The following is a 14,253-nucleotide window of genomic DNA, read 5'->3' as shown; positions in this document are numbered from 1 at the left end:
CTGCTTGGCTGCACCCGGACACAGCGAGCTCGCAGACAGGCCGCCCGGCCCGATCGGGCGGCTGCGCGCGCGTCTGGTCGGTGGGCTGCGGGCGGTGCCGATCCGCTGGCGCATCCTGTCGATCGCGGCGCTGAACTCCGCCGTAGTGGTGGTGCTGGTGGTGATGATCTGGAACGGCGCCCAGGTGCTGGGCTCGGCCTGGGACGACGTGCGCCAGGTGCGCGAGTCCGACAGGATCCTGGCACTGCTCGAAAGCGAGACCGGGCGCCTCCAGAACCTGATCCACCGCTACATCAACCAGCCGAGCCCCGACCTGTTCGCCGAGATCCTGCTGCTGCGCGAGGCGGTGCTGGGCACCCTGACCGACCGCGCCGCCAAGGACCCGATGCTGGCAGGCTCGGTCGAGGAGCTGGAGCGCACCACCGACCGCTTCCTCAACGGCTTCGGCGAGCTGCGCAGCGTGCAGGCGACCATCGCCAAGACCTATGAGGACCAGGTGCAGGGCCCGGCCAAGGACATGGCGGCGCTCTATTCCATCATCGAAGGTGCCACCGGTCACCGCGACGCGCTGATCTGGCCTTCGCTCGGAAAATCCCGCGAGGCCTTCACCGCGATGCTGGTGGCGGCCAATTCCTATTACCTGTCGCTGTCGCCGGGTGCGGCCGACGACGCGCGGCGCAACACCGAGACGATCGAGACAACCATTCCGGTGATGCTCGACCTCGCCGACAACGATCTCCAGCGCATGGCACTGCAAAAGCTCGCAACCCGCACCATGGCGCTGCGCGAGGGTTTTGCAAAGCTCTCCGAGCAGCTGGCGAGCCGCACCGAATTGCTGCGCAATACCATCGACGCGAGCCAGGCCGAGGCGATCGGCGCTATCGACGATCTCTCGACCAAGATGCGCCAGCGTGAGCAGAAGGCGCAGGAAACCTTTGACCGCACGCTGGCGGACATCTCCCGGCGGGTGCTTTCCATTGCGGTGATCTTCCTCGGCATCATCCTTACCGCCGGCGTGCTGATCGCGCTGTCGATCCGGCTGCCGCTCCAGCAGATCATGGCGTCGATGCGCGCGATCACGCTCGGCGATCTCGGCCGCGAGGTGCAGGGCATCAAGGCGCGCGACGAGGTCGGCGCCATGGCTCGCGCGGTGGAGGTATTCCGCGAGAACGCCATCGCCAAGCGCGAGACCGAGGACGAGCTGCGCGCGTCGAAGGAAAAGGCCGAAAGCGCGCTGCTCGAGCTCAACACCGCGCAGCAGAACCTGATCGATGCCGAACGGCTCGCAGCGCTCGGCGGCCTCGTCGCCGGTGTCGCCCATGAGGTCAACAACCCCATCGGGATCAGCCTGACCGTTGCTTCGAGTTTTGCCCGGCGCAGCGAGATCTTCGAGGCCCAGCTCAAGGGCGATGGCGGCCTGCGCCGCTCGCAGCTCGAGGAATTCGTGCAGTCCTCGCGCGACGCCTCGCAGCAGCTGGTCGCCAACCTCCAGCGCGCCGGCGAGCTGATCCAGTCGTTCAAGCAGGTCGCGGTCGACCGCTCGCATACCGAGCGGCGGCAATTCTCGTTGAGCGAAGCCACCGACCAGATCATCGCGAGCCTGCGCCCCGTGCTGAAGCGCTCGCCAACCACGCTCCAGGTCGACGTGCCCGAGGGGCTTTTGCTCGACGGCTATCCCGGCTCCTATGGCCAGATCCTGACCAACCTCTTCCTCAACGCCGCCAACCACGCATTCGCCGACGGCCGCGCCGGCACGATCACGATCTCGGCGCGGCCGCGCGGGGCCGACGACATCGAGATCATCTTCGCCGATGACGGGGCCGGCATGACCCCTGACGTGCAGCGCCAGGCCTTTGACCCTTTCTTTACCACCCGGCGCAATGAAGGCGGCACGGGCCTCGGTCTCCATATCGTCTATAACCTTGTCACCCAGCAGCTCGGCGGCCGGATGATGCTGGAATCCAAGCTGGGACAAGGCACTACTTTTCGGATTATCATGCCGCGGGTCGCCAAGGGCGGCGCGCAGAGCACAGAGACTGACGGGACTTCTCAATGGCCGAACAGGACGATGTCCTCCACCTGATCGACGATACCGGTACCGCGTCAGAGGATAAGGACGCCCGGAAGTGGAAGATCGCCGTCATCGACGACGATCCGGCCGTGCATGACGGCACCCGCTTCGCGCTGTCCGACTACAGCCTCAACGGCCAGGGCCTGGAGATCCTCTCCGCCTATTCCGCGACGGAAGGTCGCAAGCTGATGGCCGCGCACAGCGACATCGCCGCGGTGCTGCTCGACGTCATCATGGAGACCGATGTCGCCGGCCTCGAGCTGGTCGAATTCATCCGCAACGAGATCAAGAACGAGACCGTGCGCATCATCCTGCGCACCGGACAGCCAGGCCAAGCGCCCGAGCGGCGCGTGATCGTGCAGTACGACATCAACGACTACAAGGCCAAGACCGAGCTCACCGCCGACAAGCTGTTCACCTCGCTGACCGCGGCGCTGCGCTCCTATCAGCAGCTCGAGCGCATGGTGCAGACAAGGCGCGGGCTCGAGATCATCATAGACGCCGCGTCGACGCTCTACGACTTCAAGTCGATGCAGCGGCTCGCCGAAGGCGTGCTGACCCAGCTCGCCTCGCTGCTCAATGTCGACTGCGCCGGCATACTGGTCTTGCGCGACAATGGCGGCGTCGATCCCGAGCTCTCGGTGCTCGCCGGCAGCGGCTGCTACAGCCGCTTCATCGGTACCACGTCGTCGAAGGCGCTCGACCCGGATTTGCGTCAGCTGGTGGAGGACGCCTTCCAGCGCCGCAAGAACGAATTCGCCGACCATCGCAGCGTGATTTATCTGCGCACCGGCTCGGGCCGCGAGGTCGTGGTGCTGCTCCAGGCCGAGCGCGAGCTGTCCGAGACCGACCGTTCGCTGGTCGAGATCTTCTCCAGCCGGCTCTCGATCGCCTTCGACAATGTCATCCTCTATCAGCAGCTCCAGGACGCCAATACGCAGCTCGAGGACCGCGTCGCCCAGCGCACCCGCGCGCTGATGCAAGCCAACCGCCGCCTCTCGGCGCAATGGCTGCGGCTCCAGCGAGCCAACGGCTTCAAGAACGAGATTTTGGGCACGGTCGCGCACGATTTGAAGAATCCGCTCGGCGTCATCCTCGGCCGCACCGAGATGCTGAAGGAGCTGATCTCGACCGGCGCGTCCGCGAGCGGCGTGGTCGCCCAGGTCGATCACATCCGCGATGCCACCAAGCGCCTGACCACGATGGTCGATCATCTGATCTCGGACGCGATGGCAGATGCCTTCGACATCACCATTCGCCGCGAGCCGGTCGACGTTGCGGCCCTGGTGAAAGAGGTCGCCGAGGCCAACCAGCCGCTCGCAGTCAACAAGCAGCAGGCGATCGGCGTCACGGCGCCATCCAACATCGTCACCATGTGCGACACCGACCGCATCCGCGAGGCGATCGACAATTTGATCAGCAACGCCATCAAATACAGCCCGATCGGCGGCAAGATCATTGTCGCGGTCACCCATGAGGGCAACGACACCGTCATCCGCGTCAGCGACGAGGGCGCCGGCCTGTCGCCGGAGGATCTCGGTCGCCTGTTCGGCCGGTTCCAGCGGTTGTCCGCCAAACCGACCGCCGGCGAGAGCTCGACGGGGCTTGGGCTTTCCATCGTCAAGCGTATTATCGACATGCATGGCGGCGAGGTGACGGCCGAGAGCGATGGTCCCAACAAGGGATCGACCTTCACCATCACCCTGCCCGCGACCGAAATGCCGTGATTCGAGTACCGAGATCTGAGTGACATGACCCAAAGCCAGCACATCATGATCGTTGACGACGAGGCCCCGGCCCGGGAGATGGTCGGCGATTACCTCAAGATGCACGGCTTCACCGTGACGCTGTGCGACGGCGGCAAATCCTTACGCACCGCGATCGAAGGCAGCATGCCAGACCTCGTCGTGCTCGACCTCAACATGCCCGAGGAAGACGGCCTCTCGATCATCCGCGATCTCAAGAGCCGCATCAACGTGCCGGTGATCATGCTCACCGCAACGGCGAGCCCAATTGACCGCGTCGTCGGCCTCGAGCTTGGCGCCGACGATTACGTCGCAAAACCCTGCGAGCTGCGCGAATTGATGGCGCGCATCCGCTCGGTGCTGCGGCGGAGCACGCCTGTGAGGGCAGTGGCAACGGAAACGGCGGCTGCGAAATCCGACAAGGATCAGCTGGTGCGATTCGGCACCAAATGGCTCGATCTCGAAGCCCAGGCCTTGCGCGACGACGAGGGCAACGAGCATCCGCTGACCGCGTCCGAGTTCGGGCTGTTAAAGGTGTTCGCGGCCAATCCGAAGCGCGTGCTGTCGCGCGAGCGCCTGCTGGAATTGGCGAATGCGCGCGACGCCGAAGCCTTCGACCGTGCCGTGGATCTGCGCATCATGCGCATCCGTCGCAAGATCGAGCCCGATCCGACCAAACCCGCCGTGATCCGCACCATCCGCGGCGGCGGCTATCTGTTCTCGCCCGCGGGCGAGAAGGCGTAGGGCTCCCAATGTCGTCCTGGCGAAAGCCAGGACCCATTACCCCGGGGGGAAGTTGCGGCGCGAGCCGGCAACCACGAGTCTTCGCCAAACCCAATCCTGTGGTTATGGGTCCCCTGGCCTTCGCCAGGACGACACCGAGATTTGGGGCCCGCCCTAACGCAAAAGCCGGACATACGTTCCTGGCTGCTCAGGCCGTCGCCAAACCGCCCGCCCCGTATTTTCCGTACATTGAAACTCCACGCTTTTTTGCCTCGAATGTTTCGTCGCGGCATTTTCGACGAAACAATTTGACGGCGCACGAAACCATTTTCCGCTTTTGGTGCAGACGTCCCGAAACGTTGGCTCATTAACACTTTGGTCCAAGGAAACGCCGCTCGGTTGCGGCGCTACGGGGAGCTAAGTCAATGCCGAACGTCATCGCCATCAACGCCCAAGCCAGCCAGAGCATCATTGCCGTTCAGGCGACCTCGGACGATATGCTTCTCGAAAGCATTGCCGACGGCAACCGGACGTCCATGCACATCCTCTATTGCCGTCATAACGTCCGGGTCTATCGCTTCATCCTGCGCATCGTGCGCGATGCTACCACCGCCGAAGACCTGGTCAGCCAGGTGTTTCTCGACGTGTGGCGCACCGCCGGCCAGTTCCAGGGCCGCTCGCAGGTCTCGACCTGGCTGCTCTCGATCGCCCGATTCAAGGCGCTCACCGCGATGCGCCAGCGCCGCTTCGAGGACATCGACCAGGAAGACGTGCGCCAGATCCCCGATGATTGCGACACACCGGAGACCTCGCTCGACCGCAGCGACACCAGCGCCATCCTGCGCGCCTGCGTTCAAAAGCTGTCACCCGCGCATCGCGAGATCATCACCCTCGTCTACTACCATGAGAAGTCGGTGGAGGAGGTCGGACAGATCATCGGCATCCCCCAGAGCACGGTGAAGACGCGGATGTTCTACGCCCGCAAGCAGCTGGCCGATTTGCTTAAAGGCGCGGGCGTCGATCGCTTCGCTGCCTGAAGTCTAATGATTTCAATGAGATAGGACCGGGTTTCCGGCCCCATCTCGGGACACGAAAGCGTTACCGCTGACGAAACAATTGAAACAAGGCACAACATCAGGCGGAAAAACTTCGTCCCTATAAAGGTCACATACGGTTTTGCTTAAACCTCCCAAGAACCTCCAGCGACCCGGACGGGATGCCCCCCTCCGGGTCGTTTTGTGTTTGGGGGGGTAGGCTTCGCCGCGCATTCCCGCCTCTCCCGCTTGCGGGAGGGGCCGACGCGCTCGCAGAGCGCGGCGGGTGAGGGAGCGCACCGCCTTCGTGGCCAGCACCGCTCTGTCACGAACGTGTGACGCCGCGTAACGACTGACGCATCCGGCTCGAAGCAATCTCGTGACCCCATTCACGAGTGGCCCAATGCTCGACCTCATCTTCGCTATCCTTGCCGGCATCCTCACCATCGCCGCGCCCTGCACGCTGCCGATGCTGCCGATCCTGCTCGGCGCCTCGATCGGGCGTACCTCGCATGTGCGGCCCGCGATGATCGCGCTCGGCTTCGTCATCTCGTTCTCGGCGACTGCGCTGCTGCTCGGCGCGGTCACGCGGCTGTTCGATTTCGATCCCAACGTACTGCGCGAGGCCGCCGCGATCCTGCTGCTCGGCTTCGGCCTGTTGATGCTGTGGCCGGCGCCATTCGAATGGCTGTCGATCCGACTCAATGGCTGGTTCGATCTCGGCAGCTCGAGCGCCGTGCAACGCGAGGGCGCGCTTGGCGGTCTCGTGCTCGGCACGACGCTCGGCCTGGTCTGGACACCCTGCGCCGGCCCCGTGCTCGGCTCGATCCTGACGCTGGTCGCGACGACGAAGAATGCGACCTGGGCCGGCACACTGCTGGTCGCCTACGCGATCGGCGCGGCGATCCCGATGCTGGCGATCGCCTATGGCGGACAGGCCGCGACCACGCGGGTGCGCAGCCTCGCGCGCATCTCGCCGCGGCTGCAGCAGGGCTTTGGAATCGTCGTGATCGCCTTCGCGGTCGCCGCCTACTTCCAATACGACACGCTGATCGTGGCGTGGCTCACCGGATTCTACCCCACCGGCCAGATCGGCCTGTGATCACCCTGCATCTCAACCGGAGGACGCTTTAATGACCCTGAAACTGCTGGCCGTGTCTGCCTCGCTGATCGGCTTCGCCCTGACCGGCGCCGCCATCCCCGGCATCTGTGACGAGGCTTCGCCCGCGGCGCCGATCCGCGTCGCTGCCGCGAGCCACGAGACCGCGCCCGACTTCGCTGGCATCAGCAACTGGTTCAACTCCAAACCGCTGAGCATCGCCGATTTGCGCGGCAAGGTCGTGCTGGTCGACTTCTGGACCTATGGCTGCGTCAACTGCGTCAACACGCTGCCGCACGTCACCGACCTCTACGCCAAGTACAAGGACCGCGGCCTGGTCGTGGTCGGCGTGCACACGCCGGAATTCCCGTTCGAGCGCTCCGCCTCGAATGTGCAGGCCGCGCTGAAACGCCATGGCATCACCTATCCGGTGGCGCAGGACAACGACTCCCGAACCTGGAACGCCTACCGCAACCAGTATTGGCCGGCGCAATACATCATCGACCAGAATGGCAAGATCGTGTTCCAGCACGAAGGCGAAGGCCGCTACGACGAGATCGACCGGACCGTGGCGCGGCTGCTGAACGCCAATAGCTGAGCGCCGCAGGCGGCGGTCACGCTTGTTGCTTGACTCCACGGCCCCCTCCGTGGAGTTTCGAAGCCACGCAACCAGCCGCCCGACATGGACGACGCGACCACCAGCAGCGACATTCGCCTTCGTGAAGGCTCCTCGATCGCGCAGCGGCTGGTCATGTCCGGCTTTGCGGCAGCCGTAGCCCTCTGCTTCTCGCCCGGCCTGTTCACGCACGATACGCTGGAAATCATCATCTCGGTGGTCGCGCTGCTTGTGGGAGCAGCGTTTGTCGGCGCCGTCATGCTGGCACCGGCGGTGGTGTGGATCATCACGCCGGACGAAATCCTGATCGGGCAGCAGCGTCCGTTCGGACGGCTCCGCACCAGGATCGTCGCAAAAGGCGACATCAGGGGATTACAGGTCCCCGGCAGCAAGGCCGCCAAAGCCCGTTTCCAACTGGCCTTCACGCTGGCCTCGGGGGAGCGCCTGACGTCCCCGCCGATCTCCGACGTCACGCATGTTCGCCAGACGGTTGCCCGGATCGTCACGCAATTCGACGTTCCCGACGTCGAGGCTCCGGTCAATCCGCTCGATGCCAGCAATCCCGAGATGCATCTCGGCGAGCCCGTCGAGCCGTTTTCCGCAAGAGACATTCGGATCGTTGCGTTGATCGTCGTCGCATTGTGCGCCGTTCCCTACGCCTACAAGCTCTGGCGTGGCCTGTCGTCGGGCCCGGTCGACATCATGCTGCTGCCGGTCGGCGCCATCGGCGCGTTCGTGGTTTACAGATTCGCCAACCTCGTGACCGGGGCCTTCTGGATCATCCGGCAAGGCGACATTCGCGTCGAACGCCTGTGGGGCGATGGCAAGCCGCGCACGGACCATATCGAGGGGCGCGACGTGAAAGCGATCACGGTCGAGCGCCGCGGCCGGTCCGAGGACGAGCACTGCACCGTCGTGATCAGATTGCAGTCCGGAGGACGATTTCGCAGCCCCCGCATCGGATCGCGGCTCGAAGCGCACGCCGTGGGGACCGAAATCGTGCGGCGGCTCGGGATCGCGCCGGAGAACAATAAGATCTGACCACCCGATGCCTGTTGGGTCGGCGAAATCTCACCACGGGTTCGCTTTAACCTCTCCCGCTTGCGGGAGAGGTCGGCGCAGAGCGCCGGGTGAGGGTTCTGCGGAGATACCCTCTCCCGCACGCGGGAGAGGGAGCACACCGCCGTCTCGGTGGCGATCCGTGCTTTTCGCGCCATCCCCTGTTTTTGGCATTGCCGGGCCCCGTCAAAAAACCAAAGCATTCTCGTGACATACCAGCCGGGCGCGCCATCAACTTGCCATGAAGCTGCCCCTGAGTTCAGATGGTTCCGAATGATATGCGCTGTGGCAGCGAGGAGAGCTTGAAATGACGGATTTTCGTCGCCTGACCGGGGCGTTGATGGCTGCGATGGGGCTGATCCTGTCCGCGCCGCACGCCTTCGCCCAGCAGCCCGACCGCGGCGACGAGCCCGGTCTGGTCGCCGACGACAGCTACGAGCTCGATCCGGAATGGCAGAAGCAGGTCGTGTACTACCGCACGACCGAAGCGCCGGGCACCATCATCATCTCCACCACCGAACGCCATCTCTATCTGGTGCAGCCCGGCGGGCGCGCGATCCGCTATGGCATCGGCGTCGGCCGCGACGGCTTCCAATGGCAGGGGCTGGTGAACATCACCAACAAGAAGGAGTGGCCGGACTGGACGCCGCCGCCGGAGATGATCCAGCGCCAGCCCTATCTGCCGCGCTTCATGGCCGGCGGCCCCGGCAATCCGCTCGGTGCTCGCGCCATGTATCTCGGCACCACCGTCTACCGCATCCATGGCACCAACCGTCCCGACACGATCGGCACCAAGGTGTCCTCGGGCTGCTTCCGCCTCGTCAACAATGACGTCGCCGATCTCTACGGTCGCGTCCCGGTCGGGACCAAGGTGGTCATCCGGCAGAAGCCCGAACTCTAATATCCCGCCCCTCGTCCAAAGTCCTTTTCCCGATTATTTCGAGAGAGCAACATGATGCGCACATTTCGAGGCGGCCTGCTGATCGGGCTCGCGGTCGCCGTGCTGGTCGGCGCGCTGGCCGTCATCTATGAGTTCTACGACACCCGCACGCTGAAGCGCACGGTGCGCCGCGGCGAGGTGCTGTGCGGCGTCAACAAGGGCCTGCCGGGCTTCTCGGTCCCCGACGACAAGGGCAACTGGAGCGGCTTCGACGTCGATTTCTGCCGCGCGGTGGCCGCCGCGATCTTCAACGATCCGGGCAAGGCGCGGTTCGTTCCGCTCGATGCCAGCGAGCGCTTCAAGGAATTGCAGAGCCGCAAGGTCGACATCCTCTCCCGCAACTCGACCTGGAGCATGGCGCGCGAGCTCGACTACGACCTCTATTTCCCGGCGGTCGCCTATTACGACGGCGAGGGCTTCATGGTGCCGCGGTCGCGCAACAAGGAAACCTCGCTCGACCTCGCCGACAGCAAGGTCTGCGTGCAGGCCGGCACCACGACGCTGCTCAACCTCTCCGACTACTTCCGCACCAACCACATGAAGTATGAAGAGCTGAAATTCGACAAGCTCGAGGACGTGGTGAAGGCCTACGACAGCGGCAAGTGCGACACGCTCACCGCCGACATCTCCCAGCTCTATGCGCTGCGGCTGAACATGTCCAAGCCCGGCGACCACATGATCCTGCCGGACGTGATCTCGAAGGAGCCGCTCGCGCCCGTGGTGCGCCAGCGCGACGACGACTGGATGATGATCGTGAAGTGGACGCTCTACGCGATGATCAACGCCGAAGAGCTCGGCGTCACCTCGGAGAACATCGACGAAGCCTTGAAGTCGAAGAAGCCCGAAGTGATGCGGCTGGTCGGCACCGAAGGCAATTACGGCGAGCAGCTCGGCCTGACCAAGGACTGGGTCGTCCGCATCATCCGCCACGTCGGCAATTACGGCGAGATGTACGAGCGCAATATCGGCGAGAAGTCCCAGCTGAAGATCCCGCGCGGGATGAACCAGCTGTGGAACGCCGGTGGCGTGCAGTACGCGCCGCCGATGCGGTAAGGCGGCTGTCTCTCCTGTGCCGTCCCGGCCTAGTGCGCAATTGCGCACTAGGCCGGGACGACACCTGATATTCGGGCGCCACTGTGCCCTCGCCTCAATACCCCCGCGCCCGGGCCAACTGCTCCGTGTGATAATTCGCGTCACCAAACAGCTCCTCGCACACCCGTGCGCGCTTCATGAAGAAGCCTACGTCGAACTGGTCGGTCATGCCCATGCCGCCATGCATCTGCACGCCTTCCTGCACCGCGCGCGTCGCGGTGGTGCCGGCGCGGGCTTTTGCCACTGCGACGGCTGAGGCAGCCTTGGCGACGTCGCCATCCAGTGCCTGAAGCGCCTTCATCACCGCGGCACGGGTGATCTCGATGTCGACATAGAGCTCGGCGGCGCGGTGCTGGAGCGCCTGGAATTCGCCGATCGGCTTGCCGAACTGCTTGCGGCTCTTCAGGTACTCGACGGTGCGGTTGAACACCTCTTCGCTCAAGCCGACCATTTCGGACGCCACCGCGCCGCGGCCGATGTCGAGCACGCCGTCGAGCAGGGAAGCGCCCTGGTCGACCTCGCCGAGCACGCTGTCGGCATTGACCTCGACATTGGCGAGCTCGATCCGCGCCGCATTGTGCGCGTCGACCATGATGGTGCGTTCGATCGCAACGCCCTTGGCCGCAGGCTTGACCAGGAACAGCGTCAAGCCGTCACGCTCGCCAGCCGACCCCGCGGTGCGCGCGGCGACGATGAGCAAGTCGGCGACGTGGCCGTCAACAACGAGCGCTTTCGCACCACTCAGCTTGAAACCGTTGCCGGCGCGCAGGGCCTGGAGGTTGGTCTGGAGCGGACGATGCTTTGCACCCTCGTCGATCGCCAGCGTCGCAAGCAACGAGCCGTTGGAAATCTTCGGCAGATATTCCGACTTCTGCGCGGCATTGCCGCCGCGGTTCAGCGCCGAGGCCGCGACCACGCTGGTGGCGAGGAACGGCGACGGCATCAAGGTGCGGCCGATCTCCTCCATCACCACGCCGGCTTCGACAAAACCGAGGCCACTGCCGCCGAATTCCTCCGGCACCAGCAGGCCGGCAAAGCCAATCTCGGCGAAGGAGTGCCAAAACTCCTTGGAGAAGCCGGTCGGATCCTTGCTGTCGCGCAAGCCGCGCAGGTGCGACAGCGGCGCCTTGTCGCTGATCAGCCCGCGTGCAGAGTCGCGGAGCATCGATTGTTCTTCGGTGAGGACGAGGGCCATGGTGGTTGTTTCCGATTCGAAGTCTATATTTGGTTCGTCGTTCCGGGATGGCCCGAAAGGCCAGGCCCGGAATCCATAATCCCGATTCGGGGTTATGGATTCTCAGATGCGCAATTGCGCATCATAGCTCGCACTTTGCGCGCCCCGGAATGACGAGTGGTTGGTGCGGGCGACCTCACGCCCCCGGCAGATCGAGGATGCGCTTGGCGACGATGCCGAGCATCACCTCGGTGGTGCCGCCCTCGATTGAGTTGGCCTTGGTGCGCAGCCAGGCGCGCGGACGAGCGCCTTGCCGCGAACGTTCGCTCTCCCATTCCAGCGCATCGACGCCGCCGGCCGACATCAGTATCTCGTAGCGGCGCTTGTTGAGCTCGGTGCCGTAATATTTCATCGCGGACGAGAACGCCGGATGCGCTTGTCCCGCCTTGGCGAGATCGACGGCGCGCTCGGCGCAAGCCGCAAGTGCGGCTTCATCGACGTCGAAGCTGGCGATCCGCCCGCGCAGCATCGAATCATCGAGCCGTCCCTGCGCATCGGTGCCGACGGAATCCGCCGCGATCTGGCCGAGCGGACGGCCGACGCCGCGCTCGCCCATGCCCGAGATCATCGCTCGCTCGTGCTGGAGCAGATATTTCGCGACATCCCAGCCGCGATTGACGGTGCCGACCACATGCGACTTGGGCACGCGGACAGCGTCGAAGAAGGTCTCGCAGAACGGCGAATAGCCGGAAATCAAAAGGATCGGCTTGGTCGAGACGCCCTTCGAGGTCATGTCGAACAGGATGAAGCTGATACCGTCGTGCTTCTTCGCTGCGGGGTCGGTGCGCACCAGGCAGAAAATCCAGTCGGCGTAGTTGGCGTAGGATGTCCAGATCTTCGAGCCGGTGATGACGAAATCATCGCCGTCGCTCTCGGCGCGGGTCTGGAGCGAGGCGAGATCGGAGCCGGCGTTCGGCTCGGAATAGCCCTGGCACCAGCGGATCAGGCCCGCCGCGATGTTCGGCAGGTGCTCCTTCTTCTGCGCGTCGTTGCCATACTTCAAGAGCGCCGGCCCGAGCATCCAGATGCCGAAGCTCGATAGCGGCGGCCGAGCGCCGATCTTGGCCATTTCGGCGCGCAGCACCTTGTGCTCGGCGGCGCTCAATCCGCCGCCGCCATATTCCTTCGGCCAATCCGGCACGGTCCAGCCCTTGTCGCGCATGCGCTCGAACCAGATGCGCTGCGGCTCGGACGAGAATTTTGCGTTGCGACCGCCCCAGAACACGTCGGTATCCGAGGTCGCGGGCTTGCGCATTTCCGGCGGGCAGTTGGCTTCGAGCCAGGCGCGGGTTTCGCTGCGGAATGTTTCGAGATCGGCGGTTTCAGAATCGCTGGTTTTGGAGTCAGCCATTGGTCGTTTCCATCAATCAAAATCGACTTGTTGCCGCAGACTCTGGGCCATCGCTTCGTGGAATTCAACCACTTCTGTGCCGCATAGCGAGCGGCATTCAGCTATAGTCGCCGCCACGGCGGTGCTTGAAAACAAAGAGGAAACGAGAATGCGCCTGAAACTTCTTTCGCCTGGCGAAATGAACGAGAGCCAGCGGCAGACCTATGACGAATCGATTGCCGGCAAACGCGGCAAGCCGCCGGCGCCGATGATGGCCTGGCTCAACAGCCCCGACATGGCCCGTCACGCCACGCGGCTCGGCGAGGTCCTGCGCTACGACACGATGTTTCCGGCAAAGCTCTCGGAGATCGCGATCCTGGTGACCGCGCGGCACTGGACCGCACATTACGAATGGTATGCGCACAAGCGCCTCGCGCTTGCTGGCGGCATGAAGCCTGACATCATCGACGCGATCCGCGACCGCCGCACGCCGGAGTTCGACGATCCGATGGCTAAGATGATCTACGACGTCGCGAAGTCGCTACATGAGGGGCACGGCGTCGAGAAGGGCCTCTATGACGATGCGGTGAAGCTGCTCGGCGAGCGCGGCGTGGTCGAGGTGATCGGGCTGTGCGGCTACTACACGCTGGTGTCGATGACGCTCAACACGTTTGAGTTCGAGCTGCCCGAGGGCGAGGCCCGCGAGCTCTCTTGATCACGCGTCCGGAAACGCTGGGTTTCGGAATAGGCCCGTAGCGCCGTCCCGAGGCCCGGATTAAGTGGAGTTCACCAACGGAGCAGCCACATGTCGCAGACATCAGCCGTCAATGCCGGCACAAGGATCGGCCACGTCCACCTCAAGGTCGCCGATCTCGATCGTGCGCTCGGCTTCTATTGCGGTGTGCTTGGCTTCGAGCTGATGCAGCGGATGGGCTCGGGCGCGGCCTTCATCTCGGCCGGCGGCTATCATCACCACATCGGGCTCAACACCTGGGAGAGCAAGGGCGGCTCGCCGCCGCCGCCGGGCACGACGGGGCTCTTCCACACCGCGATCCTCTATCCGACGCGGCCGGCGCTGGCGGATGCGCTGCATCGCGTGCTTTCGGCCGGCATTGCGCTGGACGGCGCCAGCGACCATGGCGTGTCCGAGGCGCTCTATCTGCGCGATCCCGATGAGAACGGTGTCGAACTGTATTGGGACAAGCCCAGGGAGCAATGGCCGTTCGGAGCGGATGGCAAGCTTGCGATGTTCACGAAGCGGCTGGATGTGGAGGCGTTGCTGAAGCAGCGGGAGACGTGAGGTCCGCTCT

Annotated in this window: 13 protein-coding genes; 11 read left to right on the top strand and 2 right to left on the bottom strand. The window is 64.4% G+C overall.

Annotation, left to right across the window (positions count from 1 at the left end):
- Positions 1-4 precede the first annotated feature (4 nt).
- From ABIB73_RS21240 to ABIB73_RS21200, 9 genes are all read left to right on the top strand, one after another.
- Positions 5-2,083 (top strand): sensor histidine kinase, encoded by a 2,079-nt coding sequence (locus ABIB73_RS21240; RefSeq protein ID WP_354226997.1) that lies wholly within the window; start codon positions 5-7, stop codon positions 2,081-2,083.
- On the top strand, positions 2,053-3,798 hold the full coding sequence (locus ABIB73_RS21235; protein WP_354226995.1) for an ATP-binding response regulator: 1,746 nt from the start codon (positions 2,053-2,055) through the stop codon (positions 3,796-3,798). The genes ABIB73_RS21240 and ABIB73_RS21235 overlap by 31 nt, the downstream gene beginning before the upstream one ends.
- Positions 3,799-3,822: 24 nt before the next feature.
- Entirely contained in the window at positions 3,823-4,560 is a 738-nt protein-coding gene (locus tag ABIB73_RS21230; RefSeq protein WP_354226993.1) for a response regulator, read from the top strand.
- A gap of 404 nt (positions 4,561-4,964) precedes the next feature.
- On the top strand, positions 4,965-5,576 hold the full coding sequence (locus ABIB73_RS21225) for a sigma-70 family RNA polymerase sigma factor (protein WP_354226991.1): 612 nt from the start codon (positions 4,965-4,967) through the stop codon (positions 5,574-5,576).
- Between the two features lie 400 nt (positions 5,577-5,976).
- Positions 5,977-6,675 carry a cytochrome c biogenesis CcdA family protein gene (locus tag ABIB73_RS21220; RefSeq protein ID WP_354226989.1) on the top strand — a complete coding sequence of 233 codons (699 nt, stop codon included), beginning with the start codon at positions 5,977-5,979 and terminating at the stop codon, positions 6,673-6,675.
- 31 nt (positions 6,676-6,706) lie between these two features.
- Complete coding sequence (locus ABIB73_RS21215) at positions 6,707-7,270, top strand: thioredoxin family protein (RefSeq protein ID WP_354226987.1); 564 nt, start codon at positions 6,707-6,709, stop codon at positions 7,268-7,270.
- 84 nt (positions 7,271-7,354) lie between these two features.
- Positions 7,355-8,329: a hypothetical protein gene (locus tag ABIB73_RS21210; RefSeq protein WP_354226985.1), complete on the top strand. Its 975-nt coding sequence runs from the start codon at positions 7,355-7,357 to the stop codon at positions 8,327-8,329.
- 325 nt (positions 8,330-8,654) lie between these two features.
- Positions 8,655-9,248 (top strand): L,D-transpeptidase, encoded by a 594-nt coding sequence (locus ABIB73_RS21205; RefSeq protein ID WP_354226983.1) that lies wholly within the window; start codon positions 8,655-8,657, stop codon positions 9,246-9,248.
- 54 nt (positions 9,249-9,302) lie between these two features.
- Entirely contained in the window at positions 9,303-10,340 is a 1,038-nt protein-coding gene (locus tag ABIB73_RS21200; protein WP_354227371.1) for an amino acid ABC transporter substrate-binding protein, read from the top strand.
- Between the two features lie 94 nt (positions 10,341-10,434).
- Here the strand turns inward: ABIB73_RS21200 and ABIB73_RS21195 are convergent, their stop codons facing one another.
- Both ABIB73_RS21195 and ABIB73_RS21190 read right to left on the bottom strand, forming a co-directional pair.
- Positions 10,435-11,574, bottom strand: coding sequence for an acyl-CoA dehydrogenase family protein (locus tag ABIB73_RS21195; protein ID WP_354226981.1), 1,140 nt, complete (start codon positions 11,572-11,574; stop codon positions 10,435-10,437).
- Positions 11,575-11,749: 175 nt separating this feature from the next.
- A complete protein-coding gene (locus ABIB73_RS21190) occupies positions 11,750-12,964 on the bottom strand; it encodes an acyl-CoA dehydrogenase family protein (RefSeq protein ID WP_354226979.1) in 1,215 nt (404 codons plus the stop codon).
- Between the two features lie 148 nt (positions 12,965-13,112).
- Between ABIB73_RS21190 and ABIB73_RS21185 the strand changes: the two genes are divergently transcribed.
- Together ABIB73_RS21185 and ABIB73_RS21180 are read left to right on the top strand one after the other, a co-directional pair.
- Positions 13,113-13,658 carry a carboxymuconolactone decarboxylase family protein gene (locus ABIB73_RS21185; RefSeq protein WP_354226977.1) on the top strand — a complete coding sequence of 182 codons (546 nt, stop codon included), beginning with the start codon at positions 13,113-13,115 and terminating at the stop codon, positions 13,656-13,658.
- Between the two features lie 90 nt (positions 13,659-13,748).
- On the top strand, positions 13,749-14,243 hold the full coding sequence (locus ABIB73_RS21180; RefSeq protein WP_354226975.1) for a VOC family protein: 495 nt from the start codon (positions 13,749-13,751) through the stop codon (positions 14,241-14,243).
- Positions 14,244-14,253: the final 10 nt, after the last annotated feature.

Source organism: Bradyrhizobium sp. F1.4.3, from assembly GCF_040548375.1.
In the GTDB taxonomy this organism is placed as follows: domain Bacteria; phylum Pseudomonadota; class Alphaproteobacteria; order Rhizobiales; family Xanthobacteraceae; genus Bradyrhizobium.
Note: the sequence above shows the minus strand (reverse complement) of the source record. Positions and strands in the feature narration are given on the sequence as shown.

Excerpts from the sequence above, each read along its gene's own strand:
- ABIB73_RS21225 (WP_354226991.1), top strand. The coding sequence starts at position 4,965 with ATGCCGAACGTCATCGCCATCAACGCCCAAGCCAGCCAGAGCATCATT.
- ABIB73_RS21180 (WP_354226975.1), top strand. The coding sequence starts at position 13,749 with ATGTCGCAGACATCAGCCGTCAATGCCGGCACAAGGATCGGCCACGTC.
- ABIB73_RS21215 (WP_354226987.1), top strand. The coding sequence starts at position 6,707 with ATGACCCTGAAACTGCTGGCCGTGTCTGCCTCGCTGATCGGCTTCGCC.
- ABIB73_RS21185 (WP_354226977.1), top strand. The coding sequence starts at position 13,113 with ATGCGCCTGAAACTTCTTTCGCCTGGCGAAATGAACGAGAGCCAGCGG.
- ABIB73_RS21200 (WP_354227371.1), top strand. The coding sequence starts at position 9,303 with ATGCGCACATTTCGAGGCGGCCTGCTGATCGGGCTCGCGGTCGCCGTG.
- ABIB73_RS21210 (WP_354226985.1), top strand. The coding sequence starts at position 7,355 with ATGGACGACGCGACCACCAGCAGCGACATTCGCCTTCGTGAAGGCTCC.
- ABIB73_RS21195 (WP_354226981.1), bottom strand. The coding sequence starts at position 11,574 with ATGGCCCTCGTCCTCACCGAAGAACAATCGATGCTCCGCGACTCTGCA.
- ABIB73_RS21220 (WP_354226989.1), top strand. The coding sequence starts at position 5,977 with ATGCTCGACCTCATCTTCGCTATCCTTGCCGGCATCCTCACCATCGCC.
- ABIB73_RS21230 (WP_354226993.1), top strand. The coding sequence starts at position 3,823 with ATGACCCAAAGCCAGCACATCATGATCGTTGACGACGAGGCCCCGGCC.
- ABIB73_RS21205 (WP_354226983.1), top strand. The coding sequence starts at position 8,655 with ATGACGGATTTTCGTCGCCTGACCGGGGCGTTGATGGCTGCGATGGGG.
- ABIB73_RS21190 (WP_354226979.1), bottom strand. The coding sequence starts at position 12,964 with ATGGCTGACTCCAAAACCAGCGATTCTGAAACCGCCGATCTCGAAACA.
- ABIB73_RS21235 (WP_354226995.1), top strand. The coding sequence starts at position 2,053 with ATGGCCGAACAGGACGATGTCCTCCACCTGATCGACGATACCGGTACC.